The organism is Streptomyces fodineus, from assembly GCF_001735805.1.
Lineage (GTDB): Bacteria > Actinomycetota > Actinomycetes > Streptomycetales > Streptomycetaceae > Streptomyces > Streptomyces fodineus.
The window spans coordinates 3,712,095-3,733,364 of sequence record NZ_CP017248.1 but is presented as its reverse complement, the minus strand read 5'-3'; the positions used below and the strand labels follow the sequence as shown (position 1 = coordinate 3,733,364).

The window sequence follows — 21,270 nt, the reverse complement described above, 5'->3', positions numbered from 1 at the left end:
GCCGACGGGGTCCAGGGGAACTCCCTGGACCCCGTCGGCGGTCAACGTCGGCCGCTTAGCCGAGCGGCAGCCCACCCTGCACCGGCAGCTGCGGCAGCCCACTCTTGGTCGTGGAGGACGCGGCGTCCCCGACGACGCTTCCCGCCGCCCCGGCCGCTGCCCCGGCGGCCTTCTGGGCCACCGGCGTCGTCTTCTTCACGGCGCCGGTACCGGTCTTGGCCGCGCCCGGCAGGGTCTGCCCGACGGCCTTGCCGCCCGTGGCGGCGGCGAGCGAGGTGGCGTTCTGCGTGGCACCCTCGACGGTGCCGCCGACGTTCGCCGTGTCCGGGGCGGTCAGACCACCCGTGTTCGGGGTCGCGACCGGCAGGTTCGTGGCCGCACCGGCGGAGCCGGCCGCACCGACCCCCGCAGCCGCTCCCGCTGCGACGAGCAGCGCGGCACGGGCGATCCGGCGGGTCAGAGGGAGGGACATGATGCTCCATTCGACGGGAGAGAACGGTGTCTGTGTCCGGACCCGGCTCCGGGCTCGGACGCCGTGACTACCGCTCGAAGCCCGCGAAGGTTGCGGACGCCCCAGGTAAAGAATGGATAACGCATCGCATTATCAGGTGTGGATAAAAACGGGCAAAGAACATCCGCCCGAAATCCCGAAGAATCCTTACGTCCCTTGATTTCCAAGGGATTCCACAGTGGGCACGTATCTCGCCGGGGCGGCACGCCGAACCGGCGCCGCACCACCCCTCGGGGTGATCCCCCGTACTACTGTCCGGCCACGATCCGGACGATCCCCATGGACGTCCCCACAGCGCCGCCCCCGTCCGAAGCGGCCGGCTTCCACTGGCCGCCGTCGCTTCCGGAGGCCCACTCCCGCCCCGCATACGACACCCGCTGGATGTGCAGCGCCGAGGAGTTGGCGACGGCCCACTGCGCCAGCTGCCAGCCCCGCTGCCGCTGACCACGCCCGATCGCGTCGATCTTCGTGCCCTGCGGCACCGGCACGGTGACGGTCCGCCCCTGCGCGGTCGCGGTCACGCTCGGCGAGGGAGACGGCGGCGGCACGGGCGTACCGCCCACCTGCGCACCGGTCTCCTGCAGCGCGTCCCGCCCGAAGTCCCGTACCAGCGCGGCGCGTACGGCGTCCGGGCCGGTCGCCGCGGCCGCAGCGTCCGTGCGGCCGTCACAGGTCAGGGTGGCCGCCGCACGTCCGGTCAGCGCCGCCGCCAGCAGCTTCGCGTCCGGCTCGTGCTTGGCGTACGCCTCCGGGTAGCCGCTGCGCTGCACCTCCTGGGCCGCCCTGGTCAGCGGCAGATCGGTGTAGTTCGGCACCTTGGCCAGATGGGCGTAGAAGATGCCCGCCGCGTACGCGGGGTCCATGATCTGCTGCTCGGTGCCCCAGCCCTGCGAGGGCCGCTGCTGGAACAGGCCCAGCGAGTCCCGGTCGCCGTGCTCGATGTTGCGCAGCCCCGACTCCTGCAGCGCGGTCGCCAGCGCGATCGTCACGGCCCGCTCGGGCATCCCGCGCCCGGTGCCGACGGCCGCGATCGTCGCCGCGTTCACCGCCTGCTCCGGCGTGAACTCGTACGACGTCCCGTCGCCGTCGGCCGAGATCACCTTGCAGCCGCGCGCTCCGCCGCCTCCGGTGACGTACTGCACCACGAGGTACGCGGCGACACCGCTCAGGACCAACAGGGCCGCGGCGAAACGGAAGAGGCGGCCGCGACGCTTGGGACGGGTGGGGGACGGCTCTGACACGCCTAACAAGGTACTGGAGCCCCGCCCGGCCCTCACGGGGGGTCCGGCGACCACTGCCCCGGCCGGGGGGCCGCGCTAGGGTCGACGCCATGGCCGACACCTCGCTTGACCTCACGCTCGACGCCGCCGCGCTCACCGCACAGCTGGTGGACTTCCCCTCCGAGAGCGGCACCGAGAAGCCGCTCGCGGACGCGATCGAGACCGCCCTGCGCGCCCTGCCGCACCTGACGGTCGACCGCTACGGCAACAACGTGATCGCCCGTACGAACCTGGGCCGCGCCGAGCGCGTGATCCTGGCCGGCCACATCGACACCGTCCCGATCGCGGACAACGTGCCCTCGCGCCTGGACGAGGACGGCGTGCTGTGGGGCTGCGGCACCTGCGACATGAAGTCGGGCGTGGCGGTCCAGCTGCGCATCGCGGCCACGGTCCCCGTCCCCAACCGCGACCTGACCTTCGTCTTCTACGACAACGAGGAGGTCGCCGCCGACCGCAATGGCCTGGGGCACGTCGCCAAGGCCCATCCGCAGTGGCTGGAGGGCGACTTCGCGGTCCTGCTGGAGCCCTCCGACGGCGAGGTCGAGGGCGGCTGCCAGGGCACCCTGCGCATGCTGCTGAAGACGAGGGGCGAGCGGGCCCACTCGGCGCGCTCCTGGATGGGCTCCAACGCCATCCACGCGGCGGCACCCATCCTGGCCCGCCTGGCGTCCTACGAGCCGCGCTGGCCGCTGATCGACGGCCTGGAGTATCGCGAGGGCCTGAACGCGGTGCGCATCGGCGGGGGAGTGGCCGGCAACGTCATCCCCGACGAGTGCGTGGTCACGGTCAACTTCCGCTATGCCCCCGACCGCACCGAGCAGGAGGCGATCGCGCACGTCCGCGAGGTGTTCGCGGACTGCGGGGTGGAGGAGTTCGTGGTCGACGACCACAGCGGCGGCGCGCTGCCCGGCCTCTCCCACCCGGCCGCGGCGGCCTTCATCGAGGCGGTGGGCGGCACCCCGCGGCCCAAGTACGGCTGGACGGACGTCTCCCGCTTCTCCGCGCTCGGCATCCCGGCCGTCAACTACGGCCCGGGCAACCCGCACTTGGCCCACAAGCGCGACGAGCGGGTGGAGACGGCCAAGATCCTGGCGGGCGAGGAGCGCCTGCGCACCTGGCTCACCGCGTAGCCCGTCGGCCCGTCCGCCCGTGCGCCGCACGCGTGCCGGACATGCGCATGTCCCCCCTCCGCAACCGGCGTGGATCTACGCTGAGGTGGAACCACCCGCAAGCGGAGGGAGCGCACATGCCTACCGGGAATCCCGAGGGGAAGAAGATCCCGCCGGACGAGCAGCGTCTGGGGCCGGTCCTCCGCCGCCGAGGACAGGTGACGCCGAGCACGACGGACCAGCGTCTGCTGGACGAGCGAGCCCCCACGGACTGGGTCCACACCGACCCCTGGCGGGTGCTGCGCATCCAGTCGGAGTTCATCGAGGGCTTCGGCACGCTGGCCGAACTCCCGCCTGCCATCAGCGTGTTCGGCTCGGCGCGTACGCCGGTGGACTCGCCGGAGTACGACGCGGGGGTGCGGCTCGGCCGGGGCCTGGTGGAAGCCGGCTGGGCGGTGATCACGGGAGGCGGCCCCGGTGCGATGGAGGCCGCCAACAAGGGCGCCTGCGAGGCGGGCGGCGTCTCGGTGGGCCTGGGTATCGAACTGCCCTTCGAGCAGGGGCTGAACCCCTACGTCGACATCGGCCTGAACTTCCGCTACTTCTTTGTGCGAAAAATGATGTTTGTGAAATACGCGCAAGGTTTCGTGGTCCTGCCGGGCGGCCTGGGCACCCTGGACGAACTCTTCGAGGCCCTGACCCTGGTCCAGACCCAGAAGGTCACCCGCTTCCCGATCGTCCTCTTCGGCACCGAGTACTGGGGCGGCCTGGTGGCCTGGCTGAAGAACACCCTGGTCGCCCAGGGCAAGGCCGCCGAGAAGGACCTCCTCCTCTTCCACGTCACGGACGAGGTCGACGAGGCGGTGGCCCTGGTCTCGAAGGAGGCGGCCCGCTAGCGCGGGGCTTCGACGGGGCTCAGGCTCACCCGGTACGCCACCGTCCCCGGCGCAGTGCACCGCCATGCACCGTCCCCGGCGCACTGCACCGCCCCGGGGGCTTCGCCTATGCCCACCCACCACCCGACTCGGCCGGCTGCCCCCTTGCCGCCGCACACCCACCCACCCCAGCCCACCGCCTCAGCCTCTCGGCCGAGCGAGACGGGTGGGGGCGAGCGGGGGTTCAGGGGGCGGAGCCCCCTGGTGGCTAGGCCAGACCCCGGCGCGCCACCGCAGGGACCCGGTGCCCGGCGATGGACGCGACCATCTCCAGCACCTGACGGGTCTCGGCCACCTCGTGCACCCGGTACACCCGCGCCCCGAGCCACGCCGACACCGCGGTCGTCGCCAACGTACCGATCAGCCGTTCCTTCACCGGCCGGTCCAACGTCTCCCCCACGAAGTCCTTGTTGGACAAGGACACCAGCACCGGCCACCCCGTGGCCACCATCTCGTCCAGCCGCCGCGTCGCCTCGAGACTGTGCCGCGTGTTCTTCCCGAAGTCGTGCCCGGGATCGATCAGCACCGACTCCCGCGGCACCCCGAGCGACACCGCCCGCTCGGCCAGACCCAGGGTCACCTCGAGGATGTCGGCCACGACGTCGTCGTACGTCACCCGGTGCGGGCGCGTACGCGGCTGGACGCCACCCGCGTGCGTGCACACCAGCCCCACCCCGTACCGCGCGGCGACCTCCGCGAGCCCCGGATCCACGCCACCCCACGCGTCGTTCAGCAGATCCGCCCCCGCCTCGCACACCGCCTCGCCGACCTCGGCCCGCCAGGTGTCCACGCTGATGATCACGTTCGGGAAGCGGCGCCGTACCTCCGCCACGAAGCCGACCGTCCGCCGTGCCTCCTCCTCGGCCGTGACCTCCTCGCCCGGCCCGGCCTTCACCCCGCCGATGTCGATGATCGCGGCGCCCTCGGCCACCGCCTGCTCCACACGTGTGAGGGCCGGCTCGTCGCGGAAGGTGGCCCCTTGGTCGTAGAAGGAGTCCGGCGTCCGGTTCACGATCGCCATGATCACCGGCTCGTGAGGCCCGAATTCCCGCCTGCCCAGCCTGAGCATCCGCTGTGCCCTCTCCTAGTACGTCCTGCTGTACGGCCGCCTGTGACCCTAACTGTCGGACTCGCATGGCACGATCGGACGCAGACAGATTCAGCGTCCGGCACAACGTCCGGCACGGAGCGTGGGGACCCCTGGCGATGGTGATGTTCTTGTTCCTGGTCGTCGCGCTGGCCGTCGTGGTCGCCGCGGTGACACTCGCCGTGGTGGGCGGCGGCGGGAGCGGCCCGCTGCCCGAGGTGGCACCGGAGCGGTTGCAGGACCCGCTGCCCCCGGACCGCCCGGTGGACCGCGCGGACGTGGAGAGCCTGCGCTTCCCGGTGGCCCCGCGCGGCTACCGCATGGCGGACGTCGACGACGCGCTCGGCCGGCTCGCCGCCGAACTCGCCGAGCGGGACGCCCGTATCGCCGACCTGGAGTCCGCGCTGGCCGGCGCCAGAGCCGCGGCGGCACACGTCCACATGGGCAAGCCCGACCACCCGGAGGACCAGAAGTGAGTGACGGAGCCGCCCTCGCGGGACCCGACGGCGCCCTGCGCTGCCCGTGGGCCCTGTCCACCGAGGACTACGTGTCGTACCACGACGAGGAGTGGGGCCGCCCGGTCCACGGCGACGACGCCCTTTTCGAGCGGATCAGCCTGGAGGCCTTCCAGTCGGGCCTGTCCTGGATCACGATCCTGCGCCGCCGCGAGGGTTTCCGCGCGGCCTTCGCCGGCTTCCGCATCGAGAAGATCGCCGTGTTCACCGACGAGGACCGCGAGCGCCTGCTGGCGGATCCCGGCATCATCCGCAACCGCGCCAAGATCGACGCCACGCTCGCCAACGCGCGCGTGCTGGCCGACTGGGCCGAGGGCGAGCTGGACGAGCTGATCTGGTCCCACGCCCCCGACCCGGCCGGCCGCCCGGCCCCGAAGACCCTCGCCGACGTTCCGGCCGTGACGCCGGAGTCCACGGCCTTGTCCAAGGCGCTGAAGAAACGGGGCCTCAGATTCGTCGGCCCGACGACCGCGTACGCCTTGATGCAGGCGTGCGGCCTGGTCAACGACCATCTGGAGGCCTGCGTCGCCAGAAGCGGGGGTGCCTGACACATGTCGCGGACCCTGGCCGACATCCTGGACGCGGCGGCCCACGGCCACTTCCCGCCGCCCGATGGCGGTACGACGGTGGTGCCGCAGCCCAGCCACCGCGATGCCGGAGTGATCGCGTTCACCGCGCACTCCGTGGTGTTCACCGACGAGGACCCGCACTGGGTGCGCAGCACGCTCGCGTCCCTCGACTGCGACGAACTGGCGGCCGCGATGAACCCCCGCTTCCTGGCCGCGTTCCTGGCCCGCACGGGCCGGTCGACCGACACCATAGACCTGCTCACCGTGGCGAGCTCCCTGCCCGGCGACCCCCCGCTGGACCTGCGCGAACTCGCCGACCCGGACCATCCGCGCGTGCACAGCGCGCGGGGCCGCCGGGACGACGTCCGCGTCTGGGCGACGGACGGCGGCGTGGTCGTCCTCGGCCGGGGCGTGGCGGGCCGCTGGGAGACGGCGATCGACGTCGACGAGCCCGCCCGGCACCGGGGCCTGGGCCGCGCCCTGGCCACGGCCGCCCGGCACCTGATACCTCCGGGCGAATGGCTCTGGTCCCAGCAGGCCGCCGGCAACGCCCGCAGCGTGCGCGCCTTCCAGGCGGCCGGCTTCCGCCCCGTGGGCGCGGAGGCCCTGCTCAGCGCACGCTAGGGGCGCCGCCCGCGCCTGGGCGGGCCGGGCTGCGGATCCGCCACTGCGCTGCCGCTTTCCGCCCTCACGGACCACCCGAGTGCCCGGCTCCTTCGGCGCCCCGGATCCCCGCCCTCACCGGCCCAGGTACTTCGGCTTCTCCTTGTTCACGAACGCCTGCACGGCGATGGCGTGGTCCTCGGACCGGCCGGCCCGGGTCTGCAGTTCGTCCTCCTTCTCCAGGGTCTCGGCGAGGGAGTGCGTGAGGCCGTAGGCCACCGCTTCCTTGATCGCCGCGTACGCCACCGTCGGCCCCTCGGCCAGCGCCCGCGCCGTCTTCTCGGCCTCGGCGCGCAGCTCGGCGGCGGGTACGACCCGGTTGGCGATGCCCAGTTCCAGCGCGTCCTGGGCGCTGATGCTGCGCGGGAAGAGCAGCAGATCGGCGGCGCGGCCCGGACCGATCACCCGGGGCAGGGTCCAGGAGATCCCGGAGTCGGCGGTCAGGGCCACGCCCGCGAACGACGTGTTGAAGGCGGCGGTGTCGGCGACCAGCCGGTAGTCCGCGGCGAGCGCGAAGCCGAAGCCGGCCCCGGCCGCGACCCCGTTCACCGCGGCGACCACCGGCTTGGACGCCCCGGCGAGAGCCTTCACGATCGGGTTGTAGTGCTCCTTGACCGTGTTCATCGTCTGTCCCGCCCCGGTCTCCCGGTCGGCCGCGAGCAGCCCGATGTGCTCCTTGAGGTCCTGGCCGACGCAGAACGCCCGGTCCCCGGCGGCGGTCAGCAGGATCGCCCGTACAGCGGTGTCCCCCGCCGCGGATTCCGCCGCCTCCCGGAGGGCGACCTTGGTCGCGATGTTCAGCGCGTTCATCGCCTCGGGGCGGTTCAGCGTGATCGTCGCGAGTCCGTCGCTCACCTCGTAGAGCACGGTGTCGGCCATGGCGATCCCCTCCGGTGTCGCGGATGACGTACCGCTCGGTACGTCCCTGTCTGAAGGACAGCATGGCGGAGATCGCCGCCCAAGGGCCGGAGCGGACATGTGACCTGCATCAAAGAAAACCGGAGCGGAGCCGGTCGGCGGATGTCCGTGCGGTGGTGCAGTATCGCAGCCACATCCCCGAATTGGGTGGTTTTGCTCGCGCGCGTTGCCCAAGCGATGCCGACTGATGTTGGTCATCGGGTCCTGCGATGCGGGATAATGGCTGGGAAGCAATGTGTTCGATGCCGGTGTCGCGTGTCCGTTCCGGAACCGCGGAAAGCTTCGAGGGCTCCCGGCAGACGATGAGCTGGTTTCAGGAAGGGGAACGAGCATGGCGGCCATGAAGCCGCGGACGGGCGATGGCCCGCTCGAGGTGACCAAGGAGGGGCGGGGCATTGTCATGCGCGTTCCGCTCGAAGGCGGCGGTCGACTCGTCGTCGAGCTAACCCCTGACGAGGCCAAGGCGCTCGGCGACGCCCTCCAGGACGTTGCCGGCTGAGACCCCAGCGATCCTGCCTTCCGGCTGCCCCGGCATCGTACGCGGTGCCGGGGCAGCCGCGTCTGCGGCCCCGCGGCCGGCCGGTCAGCGCTTGACGGCGCACAGCAGGCCGTCGCCCACCGGCAGCAGCGAGGGGACCAGCTCCCCGCTCTCGCGCACCGTGCGCAACAGCTCGCGCAGCCGCAGCACCTCCGTGGGCTGCGGCCCCGAGTCCACCGTACGGCCGCCCGCGAAGACCCCTTCGAAGACCACCAGACCGCCGGGCCGTAGCAGGCGCAACGATTCAGCGAGATAGTCCAGGTACTCCAGCCGGTCCCCGTCGCAGAAGACGAGGTCGTAGCCCGCGTCCGCGAGCCGGGGGAGCACGTCGAGCGCGCGGCCGGGGATGAAGCGGGCCCGGTTGCTGGCGAAGCCGCAGGCGCGGAAGGCCTGCCGGGCGAACTGCTGGTGCTCCGGCTCCGGGTCGACCGTGGTGAGCACCCCGTCCGGGCGCATGCCGTGCAGCAGATGGATTCCGGACACCCCGCAGCCCGTGCCGATCTCCGCGACGGCCTTCGCGTCCACGGAGGCGGCGAGCAGACGCAGCGCGGCGCCCGTGCCGGGCGACACCGAGCGCAGCCCTGCCTCGCGGGCCCGGTCGCGGGCCCACCGCAGCGCTTCGTCCTCGGCGACAAAGGCGTCGGCGAACGCCCAGCTCGTCTGCCGGTTGCCGGTAATGACCCTCTCCTGTCCCCGTGGATGCCTGGGCGTGACTGTATCCGTTGGTGCCGGGAACCCGCAGATGGGACCGGGCGTTTAAAGGGATGAGACGGTGGCCCGGGACGCGACGGGGGTAAGACGGGGTGCAAGGGGTGGATCAGGACGCCGATCAACTGCTGACGCAGCAGTATGAGCCGTATCAGCACAGATCAAATTCTCGTAAAACCCCTTATGGGGAGCTAACGGGCGAGGTGGCTATGGTAGGGGCTCCACTGGACACCACCAGAGCTGACAGGGGAGGTGCGGCTGCGCCTGGAGATCGGGGTGGAGTGCTGCGGCGCTTCCTCGGATCGGCGGGCAGGCCGAAATCCGTGACCGACACCGCTGCTGACCACCACGCCGGTTTCGCCGCAGGCGAGGCCCAGACCGCGACCTTCTCCACCGACGCGGACGGGCAGGCGTGGACTCCGCCCACCTGGGAGGAGATCGTCAGCACCCACAGCGGCCGGGTCTACCGGCTGGCCTACCGCCTGACGGGCAATCAGCACGACGCCGAGGACCTCACCCAGGAGGTCTTCGTCCGTGTCTTCCGCTCCCTGTCGACGTACTCGCCGGGTACCTTCGAGGGCTGGCTGCACCGCATCACCACGAACCTCTTCCTGGACATGGTCCGGCGCAAGCAGCGCATCCGCTTCGACGCCCTCGGCGAGGACGCGGCCGAGCGCCTGGCCAGCCGCGAGCCCACCCCGCAGCAGCTCTTCAACGACGCGCACTTCGACGCCGACGTCCAGCAGGCCCTGGACACCCTCGCACCCGAGTTCCGCGCCGCCGTCGTGCTGTGCGACATCGAGGGCCTGTCGTACGAGGAGATCGCCGCGACCCTGGGCGTGAAGCTCGGCACGGTCCGCTCCCGTATCCACCGTGGCCGCTCCCAGCTCCGCAAGGCCCTCGCGCACCGCTCCCCGGAGGCCCGTGCGGCCGAGCGGCGCTCGTTCCTGGCCCGTGTCCCCGCTCTGGGGGGAGGGGGCGCGACCGCGTGAGTGGATCCCGGCCCAAACCTGCGGAGGCGCACCTCGCAGAGCAGCACCTGGGAGACCGGCTCTCCGCCCTGGTGGACGGAGAGCTCGGTCATGAGTCGCGTGAGCGGGTCCTCGCGCACCTGGCCACGTGTGCCCGGTGCAAGGCGGAGGCGGACGCCCAGCGTCGGCTGAAGAACGTGTTCGCGGAGGCGGCCCCGCCGCCGCCCTCGGCGAGCCTCCTGGCCCGCCTCCAGGGCCTTCCCGGAGGGGGTGATCTGGACGGCGACGGCATGTCGCCGCCCGGGGGAGGACTCTTCGGCCGCGGTTCCGACGACGAGAGTGCCGCAACCACCCCGGCCTCCGGCGTCTTCGGCGTCTTCGGAGTGAGGCGCGGCGAGCGCTTCACGTTCGGGTACGTCCCCGCGCGCCAGCACGGCCCGGCCGGCCCGGTCCTCGCCACCCCGGCACCGCAGGGGCGCGGCTTCCGCGTCCATCCCGTCGGCCGCCCGGACGACGGGCGCTCCGCCTCGCGCGGTCTGCGGTTCGCCGTCGTCGCCGCCGGCGCGGTGTCGCTGGCCGCGGTCGCTCTCGGCGGCGTGACCGCCGGCGTACCCGGTGACACCACGGCGGAGGCCCGCGGCGGCTCCGGCTCCGGCAGCAACGTGGTCCCGGCGCGCTCGGCCGGCACGGGCGCGGCGACACCCGACACCCAGCGCCGTCGCGTGGTGGGGCCGCTGCTCGCCCAGGGCGGCACACAGTTCGGCCCGTCGACGGCGGCCCCGACCTCGATGTCGGCACCGCTGGTGCCCGGACTGCCGTCCTCCGGTGCAGGTCAGGCCCAGAACGAGGCGATGCGCAATCTGACCGCGCCGCTGACGGCCGGCGCGGCCGCCGTCTCACCGCTGATACGTCCGCTCGACGACACGGTGGTGTATCCGCTCACCGCATGGTCCACGTTCCCTGGAGTGACCGGCTCCGGTCTGCTGTCCGCCCCCGCCCCCGACACCACGGCCACTGCCTCATCGTCCCCGTCCACCCCCCACCAGACTCCCTGACCGGCCACTTCGCCACGGCTCGCGAACCTGGTTGAATCCGGTGAGGGCCGTTCCCGCGGCGATGACCCGGGGGCGTAGTCGACGTTCCGCTGCCGCCATCGAAACACGCGGCCGCGACCGGCCGTGGGGAGATCATGAACAAGGGGAACCGTGTCCCACCGGAGGAAACGGCGGGTCTGACACCGCCCGACCACACTGAGGGCGCGGTGCGCGACAGCGCCGATCGGGCTGAGACACCGGGCGGCGCCGCGGCGACTGAAACGGAGCCGACGGGTTCCGAGCCGACGGAGCCCGGGTCGGCGGACCGCGGGTCGGTGGATACGGAGCCGGCGGATCCCGAATCCGGCGACTTCGAGCTGGCACGTCCGGCGGTCGCAGCGGGGTCCTCGCGGACTGCTGAGGGGGAGCAGGCGGGGACGACGGACACGGAGATGACAGAGACCGGGCCGGACACGCCTGCACCGACGGACGCCGGGGTGAAAAAGGCCAGGCCGGTGGAGGCTGGGCCGGGGACCGGGTCGTTCGAGGCTGGGTCGGAGACGTTCGGCTCGGCGAGGACCGGTGCGGATGGGGCCGGTTCGGTGGGCGCCGGGCTGGAGGAGACCGGGCCGGACGCGTCTGGGTCGGTGGAGGCCGGGCTGGAGGAGACCGGGTCGGTGGAGGCTGGGCTGGGGACCGGGTCGTTCGAGGCTGGGTCGGAGACGGCCGGGTCGGCGGGGACGCGGTCGCACGGGGCTGGGTCAGGAGGCGTCGGCCTGGAGGAGGCCGGCACGGACAAGGCCGGGGCGCCGGGCGCCGGGACGGGCGTGGCCGGGGCCGAGAGCGGTGACGCTGAGCAGCCTGAGGCCGTAGCGGGCGGGGACTTCGAGCTGGCCAAGCCGGCTCCGGGGGTGACGGGCGGTGCCGAGGCGGACGGGGCTGCTACGGCCGTCGTATCGCCCGGGCCCGGGGACAACGCCTGGGCGGCTCCCACCGAGCGGCCGAAGCCGTTGCACGACCCCGACCCCTACAGCACCCCACCGTACGGCGAGCCCGGCCCCTGGGCGCCCGCACCGCCCGTACAGCACCCGGCGGCCACCTCGGCCCAGGGAACGCCCATGCCCGCCCCGATGGCTCCACCGACTGCACCCCAGGCCTCGGCTCAGGGGGCTCCCGCCCTCGCGCCGGGAAGTCCCGTGCCCGTACCGGGGCTGCAAGCGCCTGCAACCAGCGCACCTGTGCCCGGTACGACCTCCATGGCTTCACCTATGTCACCCCAGGCCTCGGCCCCCGGGGCTCCCTCCTCCGCGCCGGGAACTCCGGTGCCCGTGCCGGGGCTGCGAGCGCCCGCAACCGGCGCACCTGCGCCCGGCACGATCCCCATGGCTTCACCCATGGCACCCCAGCCCTCGGCCCCCGGGACTCCCGCCCTCGCGCCGGGAAGTCCCGTGCCCGTACCGGGGCAGCACACGCCCGTAGCCGGTGCGACTGCGCCCGGACCCGGACCCGAGCCACACACCCCTGTGGCCGACGCTCCCGCCCCCGGCGGCACCACCCCCGTGCCCGCCCCCATCGCGCCAGCACCCGGCGCCTCCGCCCCTGGCGTTCCGGCCGCCATTACCCAGGCCCCCGGCGCCCCCGCGCCCGGCGGCCCAACTGCGGGCACCCCCACGTCCGGCGTCCCGGCGGCGGGCACCCCCGCCCCCGGTGCTCCCACCCCCGGAGCTCCCACCCCCGGAACCGCCGCCCCCACAAGCTCCCAGGCGGTGCCCATCGCGGTGCCCCTCCTTGCCGATGGTTCAGGGCCGGGGTACGACCCCTGGGCCGCCGGGTCGCCCACGGAGCAGGTGTTTGGGCGGGGGGCTCTGCAGTACGCCGGTGCCGGTGGGGCGGCAGGGCGGGGTAAGCGGTTTCTGGTGGTGTGGAGTCTTGTCGTCGCCCTCGTCTCCGCCGGGATCGGAGGGGTGGTCGGTGCCTATGTCGAGCGGACGGGGCTGGGCGGTGGTGTGCATCTGCCGCAGGCCGGTCGCGTGCCCGCCGGGCGGGCGCCGGACAGTGTGGCCGGGATAGCCTCCCGCGCGCTCCCCAGCGTCGTCACCCTGCACGTCACCGGCACCGACCAGGGGGACACCGGCACCGGCTTCGTGCTCGACACCCAGGGGCACATCCTCACCAACAACCACGTCGTCGCGCCCGCCGGATCGGACGGCGCGATAACGGTGACGTTCAGCAGCGGTGACACCGTCAAGGCCACGGTGATCGGGCACGACAGCGGCTACGACCTCGCCGTCGTCCAGGTCCGCGGCGTGCACGGACTCACCCCGCTGCCCCTCGGCAACTCCGACGACGTCCGGGTCGGCGACCCCGTCGTAGCCATCGGCGCCCCCTTCGACCTCGCCAACACCGTCACCTCCGGCATCATCAGCGCCAAGGAGCGGCCCATCACGGCCGGCGGGGAGAAGGGCGACGGGAGCGATGTCTCGTACGTCGACGCGTTGCAGACCGACGCGCCCATCAACCCCGGCAACTCCGGTGGACCGCTCCTCGACTCCCGTGCCCAGGTCATCGGCATCAACTCCGCCATCCGTTCCGCCGACAGCGGCTCCGAAACGGACAGCGGCCAGTCCGGCTCCATCGGTCTCGGCTTCGCCATCCCCGTGAACCAGGCCAAGCGGGTCGCCGAGGAACTGATCAACGACGGCCACGCCACCCACCCCGTGATCGGCGTCACCCTCGACATGGGGTACACCGGCGACGGCGCCCGTATCGACACCAAGAGCGCGGGCGGCGGCCCCGCCGTGAGCCGCGGCGGCCCCGGCGAGCGGGCCGGGCTCAAGGCGGGAGACGTCATCACCGAGGTCGACGGTCAGCGGGTGCACACGGCCGAGGAACTGATCGTCAAGATCCGCGCCCACCGGCCCGGCGACTCGCTGCGGCTGACGGTCCGGCGCGGCGGCACGGACCGGGAGGTCCCGCTCCGACTGGGCGCAGCGGAGCAGAACTGACACAAGTCTCACCTCGGGACGGTACCGGTCGGACAGGAACGGCGGGTACCGTTGAGCGACCGAGGACATCGCAAGGAGCGTCAGGTGTTCAATGACATAGGACCACTGGAGCTGGTGACGATCATTGTGCTCGCCGTGCTCGTTTTCGGTCCGGACAAGCTCCCGAAGGTCATCCAGGACGTCACGCGCACGATCAGGAAGATCCGCGAGTTCTCGGAGAGTGCCAAGCAGGACATCCGTAGCGAACTGGGCCCGGAGTTCAAGGACTTCGAGTTCGAGGACCTCAACCCCAAGACGTTCATCCGCAAGCAGTTGGACGGCGACGAGCTGGGGCTGAAGGAGATCCGCAACGGGTTCGACCTGAAGAAGGAGATGGCCGAGGTCACGGACGCCGTCCAGGGGCGGGAGAGCGAGGCCTCGGCGTCGTCCACGGGTGCGCCTGCCGCCTCCTCGGGGCGTGTCGACATGACCAAGAAGCCCGAGGAGCCCGGCCAGGACGACCGGCCGCCCTTCGACGCGGACGCCACCTAGGCGCACAGCCCGGCACCGACACGCGCGCGCGCGGGCGTATGCCGCGCACGTGACGCGTTTCATAGCACGCACCCGTCGCACACGGCTTGAACAGGTCGTACGTGCGACCCACGCATCCAGCGCCTGCCCTGAGCCTCTCACCGGTGTGGATATGCTGCCGAGTTGTTGTGCGGACCGGACGAGTACGCCCGAAGGGGGGCGGGCCGCCCCGGTCCGACGAGAGCGAGGAGGCGTCCAGATGGAGACGACGAGTCGGGTGGGCGCGCAGGCGTCGATCGCGGAGGGCGGACAACAGCTCCCCTCCGCCCGGCGCACGGTCGACGGTTACCTGCAGGCGCCCTTTCCGTGGTACGGCCTCGACGAGGCGTTCACCGGGCCGCGCTGGCTGATGCAGGTGGGAACGGCGGCCGACGGCGCCGTGGAGCACGGTTCGATCGGGCACGGTGACGAGCCCTCCGTACGGAGCGAGAGCAGCTCCGCCGGTGAGCCGCGGGAGAAGTTCGCGGTGGTCGTCACGGTTGCCGCGCAGCCGTCCCGGCGGAGTGCGGACGGTACGGGGTTGCTGGAGGCGACGTCGGTGTCCTCGGCGGCGTGGCTGGCGGGGGTGGGGTTGCTGACGTTCACCTGGCCCGGGCAGATGGACCACAGTCTGCGGGACGACTGGCTGGAGCAGCAGACGGAGACCGCGTGGGCGCTGGCCGACGATCTCGAGGGCCCGGAGTGGTCGAGGCTCTCTCTGCCGGTGGACGGGGTTGCGGCCTCGTTCTATTACCGGGAGTCGGAGTTCGGGTGGGTGCTTGCCGGTACGACTGAGGCGGGGGTGCACCTGGGGGCGTACGGACGGGGGATGAGTGCGTACGGTCTCGGGTTCGCCGTGGTGAAGGACGTCTCCGCTTACGCATGACCGAAGGGGCGCCGTATGGTTTCGGCGCCCCTTCGTCGTAGCTCCTGCTGAAAAGCCTCGGAACTCGCCGGAAGACCCTCTAGAACTTGTTCTTCGGTGTGATCCCCAGCGACAGGCCCGACAGACCCCGCTGCCGTCCTCCCAGCTTCCCGGCGATCGCCCTCAGGGCGCTGCCCGCCGGGGAGTCCGGGTCGGTCAGGACCACCGGCTTGCCCTCGTCGCCGCCCTCGCGGAGGCGGACGTCGATGGGGATGTTGCCGAGGACCGGGACCGTCGCACCGGTGGTGCGGGTCAGGCCGTCGGCGACCACCTGGCCGCCGCCCGTGCCGAAGACGTCGACCATCTCGCCGCAGTGCGGGCAGGGCAGGCCGGACATGTTCTCGACCACGCCGACGATCTTCTGGTGGGTCTGTACGGCGATGGAGCCGGCGCGCTCGGCGACCTCGGCCGCCGCCTGCTGAGGCGTCGTCACGACCAGGATCTCGGCGTTCGGGATCAGCTGGGCGACCGAGATCGCGATGTCACCCGTGCCGGGCGGGAGGTCCAGCAGGAGGACGTCGAGGTCGCCCCAGTAGACGTCCGCGAGGAACTGCTGGAGCGCGCGGTGCAGCATCGGGCCGCGCCAGACCACCGGGGCGTTGCCCGGGGTGAACATGCCGATGGAGATGACCTTCACGCCGTTCGCCGACGGCGGCATGATCATGTTCTCGACCTGGGTGGGACGGCCGTCCGCGCCCAGCATGCGCGGCACGCTGTGGCCGTAGATGTCGGCGTCGACGACGCCCACCTTGAGGCCGTCGGCCGCCATCGCCGCCGCGAGGTTGACCGTCACCGAGGACTTGCCGACGCCGCCCTTGCCGGAGGCGACCGCGTAGACGCGGGTCAGGTTGCCGGGTTTGGCGAAGGGGACCTCGCGCTCGGCCTGGCCGCCGCGCAGGGCCGCCGCCAGTTCCTTGCGCTGCTCGTCGCTCATCACGTCCAGCGTGACGTCGACGCGGGTGACGCCCTCGACCCGGGAGACCGCCTCGGTCACCCGCTGGGTGATGGTCTCGCGCATGGGGCAGCCGGAGACGGTCAGGTACACGGTCACCGCGACCGCACCGTCCGCACCGATCTCGACCGATTTGACCATCCCCAGTTCGGTGATGGGTCGGTTGATCTCGGGGTCGTTCACCGTCGCCAGTGCCTCGCGCACCAGGTCTTCCGTAGCCATAAGGACGATGGTACGGCGCACCGAGGGGCGTCCGGGATGCCCCTCAGCGGTCGTCTGTGTCACGTCCCGGGGACCGATCTGACCGTTCCGCCGGGAATACGACGTGCCCGGGGTGCCCGTCGTGTCGTCGTCGCTCCTCCAGCTCCTTGACCAGGTCCTGCAGCTCGGAGCGGATCCAGTCGCGGGTCGCGACCTCGCCCAGGCCCATGCGCAGCGCGGCGATCTCCCGGGTCAGGTACTCGGTGTCGGCGATGGACCGCTCGTTCTGCTTGCGGTCCTGCTCCAGGTTGACCCGGTCGCGGTCGTCCTGCCTGTTCTGCGCGAGCAGGATCAGCGGGGCGGCGTAGGAGGCCTGCAAGGACAGCGCCAGGGTCAGGAAGATGAACGGGTAGTTGTCGAAACGCAGGCCGGCGGGCGCGGCGATGTTCCACAGCACCCACAGGATGATGACCACCGTCATCCAGACGATGAAGCGTCCCGTGCCCAGGAAGCGGGCGATCCGCTCCGACAGCCGGCCGAAGGCCTCCGGGTCCCATTCGGGCAGCACCCGGCGGCGCGGCGGGCGCGGCTGGTCCAGGCGGGGCGTCCGGTGCCGGGTGGCGGCCGTGGCGCCCGCCGGGTTGCGTTCGCGGGTCGCGGTGTCACGCTCAGGAGCCATGGCTGCCCACCCCCTCGTTCTCGTCGTTCAGGTGGAACTCCGTCTCCCGCCAGTCCTCGGGCAGCATGTGGTCCAGTACGTCGTCCACGGTGACCGCGCCGAGCAGCGACCCGGACTCGTCCACCACGGGCGCGGCGACCATGTCGTACGTGGCGAAGAACCCGGCGATGACGCGCAGCGCGGCATCCGGGTCCAGCGGCAGCAGGTCGGTGTCGACGATGGAGCTGACCAGGGAGTAGGGCGGCTCGCGCAGCAGCCGCTGGAAGTGGACCGTGCCCAGGTACTTGCCGGTCGGGGTCTCGTCGGGTGGTCGGCAGACGTAGACCTGGGCGGCGAGCGCGGGGGAGAGGTCGGGGTTGCGGACCCGCGCGAGCGCGTCGGCGACCGTGGCGTCCGGGCGCAGCACGATCGGCTCGGTGGTCATCAGACCGCCGGCCGTGTGCTCCTCGTAGGACATCAGGCGGCGCATGTCGGCCGCGTCGGCCGGCTGCATCAGGCTCAGCAGCCGCTCCTTGTCCTCCTCGGGCAGCTCGCCGAGCAGGTCGGCCGCGTCGTCGGGGTCCATGGCCTCCAGGACGTCCGCCGCGCGCTCCTCCTTCAGCTTGCCGAGGATCTCGATCTGGTCGTCCTCCGGGAGCTCTTCGAGCACGTCGGCCAGGCGGTCGTCGTCCAGGGCGGCGGCCACCTCGGCGCGCCGCTTGGCGGAGAGGTGGTGCAGGACGTTGGCGAGGTCGGCGGGGCGCAGCTGCTCGAAGGTGGCGAGCAGGCTCTCGGCGCCCTGCCCGTGCTCCTCCAGGGAGAACCCGGTGACGGCCGACCACTCGGCGGTCAGGGTCTCGCCCTTGGCCCTCCGGAAGGCGCCGCCCTTCTTCCCCTTGCGGACGAAGACGCGGTCGACCTCCCAGTCCCGGCGGGCCGGCAGCTGCTGCACGGACACGTCGAGGACGGTGACCTGTTCGCCGGTCTCCACCAGCTTCACCGTCCGGTCCAGCAGCTCGCCGAAGACGAGCCGTTCGGTGGGCCGCTGCTCGAAGCGCCGGACGTTCATCACGCCGGTGGTGATGACCTGCCCGGACTCGATGCCGGTGACCCGGGTCATGGGCAGGAAGATACGGCGCCGGGTGGACAGTTCGACGACCAGTCCGAGGACGCGCGGGGGCCTGCGGCCCACGCGCAGCATCACGACCAGATCGCGCACACGGCCCACCTGGTCGCCGTTCGGGTCGAAGACGGGGACCCCGGCGAGGTGCGAGACGAAGATCCGGGGGGCGCCGGCTGCCATGGCTGTGCTTCCTCTGCTGACGTGGGCTGGGAATCGCCCGGTGCTCGGGTGTTCCGCTCTCTTTGTGAATTGATCCGTGAATTGCTCGGATTTGCCCGCTCGCGTGCGCTTCAGGCTAGCCCGTACCGCTCGGATACGCCCTGGTGGGGGGTCCGGACGGACTCGCTCCGCCCGGCGGCCGAGGCACGGGTACGCTGCCGTCCACCGCTCAGGATCCGTCAGAAAGGCGACCCCACCTGTGACTGCGATTCCCCAGGGCCGTACCCGCCGGGCCGCGCTGGTGACCGCGCTCTGCGCCTGCGCCGTGACGGGGACGGCGGTGCTGGCCGGGTGCGGCGGCGAGAATCCCGACGCGGGGACGAACGGTGTGGGCAAGCTGCCTGCCGAAACGATCCAGGCCAAGACCCGGGCGGCCGCCCAGGGCGCAGCGGCGGTGCGGCTGTCCGGCAGCGTGGTCACCAGCGGCCGGACGTACCAGTTGGACATGCGGCTGAAGGCCGACGGCGGGACCGGCTCGGTGACCTCGAAGGGGGCGACCTTCAAGCTGCTGCGGATCGGCGAGCAGCTGTATCTGAAGGCCGACGCGGACTTCTGGAACCAGGCCGGGAGCAAGGGCGGCAGCGGTGGTGACGGCGCGGCCGGCACGTTGAACGGCAAGTACGTGAAGGTGCCGCAGGGCGACCCCGCGTACAAGAAGTTCAGTGGCTTCACGGACAAGGACGTCCTCCTCGACGGACTGCTCACCCTGCACGGCACGCTGGCGACGGACGGCCACCACGACGACGCGGGTACCCGCACCATCCGCATCACCGGCGACAAGGGTTCCGGCGGCAGCCTCGACGTCTCCCTCGAAGGCACGCCCTATCCCCTCCGCCTGGTCCGCGCCGGCGGCGCAGGGACCCTCAGCTTCTCCGACTGGGGTAAGGACTTCGCCGTGGCCGAGCCCGCGAAGGGTGAGACCGTAGATTACGGGCAGCAGCTGCCGGCGTCGTAGTTCCTCAGGTGGGTTGGCTCGGGGAAAGCGCCGGTACCGCACGGCGCGGGCCGGCCCCCGGCGTCACCGGCTTTTTCGTCGCTTCGAAAGCAGCTTCGGCAGCCCGGCGGGAATCGGCCTCCGGGTGGTCGCCGGGGTCGGAACCGGTCGCTGGGCCAAGCTGCCGGCGGGCAACGGCGTCACGGACCCGGCCGGAGTCAGGCGCAGCACTCTGCACTCGCGCGCCCAGCGGGCCGGCATCTCCTCGCCGTCGGGGGCGTTCAGGCGCTTGCCCTTCAGCTCGGCGACGGCCGCCTCCCACTCCTCGGAGCCGGGGGCCGCCTCGGACACGGTCGCCCGGAACGTCACCAGCCGGCCGCCCTTGTCCTTGCTGCGCACGGTCACCTCGGCCGTGCCCCCGTCGACCAGCCCCTCGAGCGGCTGCTCACCCGGCCCGTCGCCGACCAGGCACAGCGCGCCCTCGTGCCACACGTGCCACAGCGCACGCGCGGCGGAGGCCTCGGCTCCCCTGACCCAGATGAGGCCGGACTTCTTCGCGGCCTCCTCGATGAGGGCCCGGTCGAGCAGCTCGCTTGTCATACGACTCACCCTATCCAGAGCCCGCTCACAGCCAGCCGTTGCGCTTGAGCACCCGGTGGATGCCCACACACATGGCGACCGTGACGCTCAGGACCAGCGGGTAGCCGTACTTCCAGTGCAGCTCCGGCATGAAGTCGAAGTTCATGCCGTACACACCGGTCACCATCGTCGGTACGGCGATGATCGCGGCCCAGGCGGTGATCTTGCGCATGTCCTCGTTCTGCGCGACGGACGCCTGCGCGAGGTTGGCCTGGAGGATGGAGTTGAGGAGTTCGTCGAAGCCCAGCACCTGCTCCTGGACCCGGGCGAGGTGGTCGGCGACGTCCCGGAAGTACTTCTGGATGTCGGGGTCGACCAGCCGCATCGGCCGCTCGCTCAGCAGCTGCATGGGCCGCAGCAGCGGCGCCACCGCCCGCTTGAACTCCAGCACCTCACGCTTGAGCTGGTAGATCCGCGCCGAGTCCACACCACGGGACACCCCGCCCCTGCGGCCCGGCGAGAAGACCTCGGTCTCCACGTCGTCGATGTCGTCCTGCACGGCGTCGGCGACCGCGATGTAGCCGTCCACCACATGGTCCGCGATCGCGTGCAGGACCGCCGAGGGGCCCTTGGCGAGCAGCTCGGGGTCGTCCTGGAGGCGGTGGCGCAGCGCCCGCAGCGAGCCCTGGCCGCCGTGCCGGACGGTGATGAAGAAGTCCCGGCCGGTGAAGCACATGACCTCGCCGGTCTCGACGACCTCGCTGCTGTCGGTGAGCCGGTCGTGCTCGACGTAGTGGATGGTCTTGAAGACGGTGAACAGCGAGTCGTCGTACCGCTCCAGCTTGGGCCGCTGGTGGGCCTGCACCGCGTCCTCCACGGCCAGCGGGTGCAGCCCGAACTCGCTGGCGATACCGGCGAATTCGGCCTCGGTGGGCTCGTGCAGCCCGATCCACACGAAGCCGCCGTCGCGCCGCACCAGCCGCATCGCCTCGTGCGGGCTGAGCGGCGCCGCGCTCGCGACGCGGGTGCCGTCGCGGTAGACGGCGCAGTCCACGACGGCCGAGGGCGTGGCGGGGTCGCGGGTGGTGTCGTACGACGACGTGCCGGTGTCCTTGCGCAGCGAGACGCGGGACGGACGGACCACGGCGCGCAGGTCGCGGATCATCGACATGGGCAGGCTCCTTCGCGACAGGCAACGAAAGACCGCACGGCGACGGGTGGAACTACCCGGAATGGGGACGTCCTGACTGCGGGATGTTTGGCACGTCCACAAAGCGGGGAGCACCG

23 protein-coding genes are annotated in these 21,270 nt (G+C 72.0%); 13 read left to right on the top strand and 10 right to left on the bottom strand.

The window, feature by feature from the left end; all coding sequences use genetic code 11:
- Window positions 1-55 precede the first annotated feature (55 nt).
- Both BFF78_RS15300 and BFF78_RS15295 read right to left on the bottom strand, forming a co-directional pair.
- Window positions 56-472 carry an ATP-binding protein gene (locus BFF78_RS15300; RefSeq protein WP_069778865.1) on the bottom strand — a complete coding sequence of 139 codons (417 nt, stop codon included), beginning with the start codon at window positions 470-472 and terminating at the stop codon, window positions 56-58.
- Between the two features lie 287 nt (window positions 473-759).
- Window positions 760-1,752, bottom strand: a complete 993-nt coding sequence (locus tag BFF78_RS15295; protein ID WP_193433469.1) for a VldE C-terminal domain-containing protein — start codon at window positions 1,750-1,752, stop codon at window positions 760-762.
- Window positions 1,753-1,841: 89 nt separating this feature from the next.
- On the opposite strand from BFF78_RS15295, the gene dapE reads away from it, so the two are divergent.
- Together dapE and BFF78_RS15285 are read left to right on the top strand one after the other, a co-directional pair.
- A complete protein-coding gene (gene dapE, locus BFF78_RS15290; RefSeq protein WP_069778864.1) occupies window positions 1,842-2,921 on the top strand; it encodes a succinyl-diaminopimelate desuccinylase in 1,080 nt (359 codons plus the stop codon).
- Window positions 2,922-3,037: 116 nt separating this feature from the next.
- Window positions 3,038-3,796, top strand: a complete 759-nt coding sequence (locus BFF78_RS15285) for an LOG family protein (protein ID WP_069778863.1) — start codon at window positions 3,038-3,040, stop codon at window positions 3,794-3,796.
- A gap of 247 nt (window positions 3,797-4,043) precedes the next feature.
- On the opposite strand, the gene folP is transcribed toward BFF78_RS15285, so the two are convergent.
- Window positions 4,044-4,904: a dihydropteroate synthase gene (folP, locus tag BFF78_RS15280; RefSeq protein ID WP_069778862.1), complete on the bottom strand. Its 861-nt coding sequence runs from the start codon at window positions 4,902-4,904 to the stop codon at window positions 4,044-4,046.
- A gap of 137 nt (window positions 4,905-5,041) precedes the next feature.
- Between folP and BFF78_RS15275 the strand changes: the two genes are divergently transcribed.
- The 3 genes from BFF78_RS15275 to BFF78_RS15265 are packed head-to-tail and all read left to right on the top strand — an operon-like array spanning window position 5,042 to window position 6,630.
- Window positions 5,042-5,398 carry a DivIVA domain-containing protein gene (locus tag BFF78_RS15275; RefSeq protein ID WP_069778861.1) on the top strand — a complete coding sequence of 119 codons (357 nt, stop codon included), beginning with the start codon at window positions 5,042-5,044 and terminating at the stop codon, window positions 5,396-5,398.
- The gene (locus BFF78_RS15270; RefSeq protein WP_069778860.1) at window positions 5,395-5,985 is read left to right on the top strand and encodes a DNA-3-methyladenine glycosylase I; all 591 of its coding nucleotides are present in this window, start codon (window positions 5,395-5,397) and stop codon (window positions 5,983-5,985) included. Before BFF78_RS15275 ends, BFF78_RS15270 begins: the two co-directional genes overlap by 4 nt.
- Before the next feature lie 3 nt (window positions 5,986-5,988).
- Complete coding sequence (locus BFF78_RS15265; protein ID WP_069778859.1) at window positions 5,989-6,630, top strand: N-acetyltransferase; 642 nt, start codon at window positions 5,989-5,991, stop codon at window positions 6,628-6,630.
- Between the two features lie 114 nt (window positions 6,631-6,744).
- Here BFF78_RS15265 and chcB read toward each other — a convergent pair whose 3' ends face one another.
- A complete protein-coding gene (gene chcB / locus BFF78_RS15260; RefSeq protein ID WP_472573264.1) occupies window positions 6,745-7,554 on the bottom strand; it encodes a 2-cyclohexenylcarbonyl CoA isomerase in 810 nt (269 codons plus the stop codon).
- Window positions 7,555-7,610: 56 nt separating this feature from the next.
- Between chcB and BFF78_RS46190 the strand changes: the two genes are divergently transcribed.
- Window positions 7,611-7,775, top strand: coding sequence for a hypothetical protein (locus BFF78_RS46190; protein ID WP_159033007.1), 165 nt, complete (start codon window positions 7,611-7,613; stop codon window positions 7,773-7,775).
- Between the two features lie 143 nt (window positions 7,776-7,918).
- A complete protein-coding gene (locus tag BFF78_RS15255; protein ID WP_069778857.1) occupies window positions 7,919-8,086 on the top strand; it encodes a DUF3117 domain-containing protein in 168 nt (55 codons plus the stop codon).
- Between the two features lie 84 nt (window positions 8,087-8,170).
- Here BFF78_RS15255 and BFF78_RS15250 read toward each other — a convergent pair whose 3' ends face one another.
- Complete coding sequence (locus BFF78_RS15250; RefSeq protein WP_079161324.1) at window positions 8,171-8,869, bottom strand: O-methyltransferase; 699 nt, start codon at window positions 8,867-8,869, stop codon at window positions 8,171-8,173.
- Window positions 8,870-9,114: 245 nt separating this feature from the next.
- On the opposite strand from BFF78_RS15250, the gene sigE reads away from it, so the two are divergent.
- The 5 genes from sigE to BFF78_RS15225 all read left to right on the top strand — a co-directional run bounded on the left by sigE (window position 9,115) and on the right by BFF78_RS15225 (window position 15,278).
- On the top strand, window positions 9,115-9,825 hold the full coding sequence (gene sigE / locus BFF78_RS15245; RefSeq protein ID WP_079161323.1) for an RNA polymerase sigma factor SigE: 711 nt from the start codon (window positions 9,115-9,117) through the stop codon (window positions 9,823-9,825).
- Complete coding sequence (locus BFF78_RS15240; protein WP_079161322.1) at window positions 9,822-10,859, top strand: zf-HC2 domain-containing protein; 1,038 nt, start codon at window positions 9,822-9,824, stop codon at window positions 10,857-10,859. Before sigE ends, BFF78_RS15240 begins: the two co-directional genes overlap by 4 nt.
- Before the next feature lie 890 nt (window positions 10,860-11,749).
- The gene (locus BFF78_RS43245) at window positions 11,750-13,843 is read left to right on the top strand and encodes a S1C family serine protease (protein ID WP_472573263.1); all 2,094 of its coding nucleotides are present in this window, start codon (window positions 11,750-11,752) and stop codon (window positions 13,841-13,843) included.
- A gap of 84 nt (window positions 13,844-13,927) precedes the next feature.
- Window positions 13,928-14,374, top strand: a complete 447-nt coding sequence (locus BFF78_RS15230) for a sec-independent translocase (protein ID WP_069778854.1) — start codon at window positions 13,928-13,930, stop codon at window positions 14,372-14,374.
- A gap of 238 nt (window positions 14,375-14,612) precedes the next feature.
- The gene (locus BFF78_RS15225; protein ID WP_069778853.1) at window positions 14,613-15,278 is read left to right on the top strand and encodes a hypothetical protein; all 666 of its coding nucleotides are present in this window, start codon (window positions 14,613-14,615) and stop codon (window positions 15,276-15,278) included.
- Window positions 15,279-15,357: 79 nt separating this feature from the next.
- On the opposite strand, the gene BFF78_RS15220 is transcribed toward BFF78_RS15225, so the two are convergent.
- Genes BFF78_RS15220 through BFF78_RS15210 form a run of 3 tightly spaced genes read right to left on the bottom strand, consistent with a single transcriptional unit; the run spans window position 15,358 to window position 18,431 of the window.
- The gene (locus tag BFF78_RS15220) at window positions 15,358-16,491 is read right to left on the bottom strand and encodes an Mrp/NBP35 family ATP-binding protein (RefSeq protein WP_069778852.1); all 1,134 of its coding nucleotides are present in this window, start codon (window positions 16,489-16,491) and stop codon (window positions 15,358-15,360) included.
- A gap of 43 nt (window positions 16,492-16,534) precedes the next feature.
- Window positions 16,535-17,149 carry a DUF1003 domain-containing protein gene (locus BFF78_RS15215; protein ID WP_069778851.1) on the bottom strand — a complete coding sequence of 205 codons (615 nt, stop codon included), beginning with the start codon at window positions 17,147-17,149 and terminating at the stop codon, window positions 16,535-16,537.
- Window positions 17,139-18,431, bottom strand: coding sequence for a magnesium transporter MgtE N-terminal domain-containing protein (locus BFF78_RS15210; RefSeq protein WP_069778850.1), 1,293 nt, complete (start codon window positions 18,429-18,431; stop codon window positions 17,139-17,141). Before BFF78_RS15210 ends, BFF78_RS15215 begins: the two co-directional genes overlap by 11 nt.
- A 238-nt stretch (window positions 18,432-18,669) precedes the next feature.
- Between BFF78_RS15210 and BFF78_RS15205 the strand changes: the two genes are divergently transcribed.
- A complete protein-coding gene (locus tag BFF78_RS15205) occupies window positions 18,670-19,425 on the top strand; it encodes a hypothetical protein (protein WP_165289364.1) in 756 nt (251 codons plus the stop codon).
- 63 nt (window positions 19,426-19,488) lie between these two features.
- Here BFF78_RS15205 and BFF78_RS15200 read toward each other — a convergent pair whose 3' ends face one another.
- Both BFF78_RS15200 and BFF78_RS15195 read right to left on the bottom strand, forming a co-directional pair.
- Window positions 19,489-20,004, bottom strand: a complete 516-nt coding sequence (locus BFF78_RS15200) for a hypothetical protein (protein ID WP_069778849.1) — start codon at window positions 20,002-20,004, stop codon at window positions 19,489-19,491.
- A gap of 25 nt (window positions 20,005-20,029) precedes the next feature.
- Entirely contained in the window at window positions 20,030-21,154 is a 1,125-nt protein-coding gene (locus BFF78_RS15195) for a magnesium and cobalt transport protein CorA (protein WP_069778848.1), read from the bottom strand.
- Window positions 21,155-21,270: the final 116 nt, after the last annotated feature.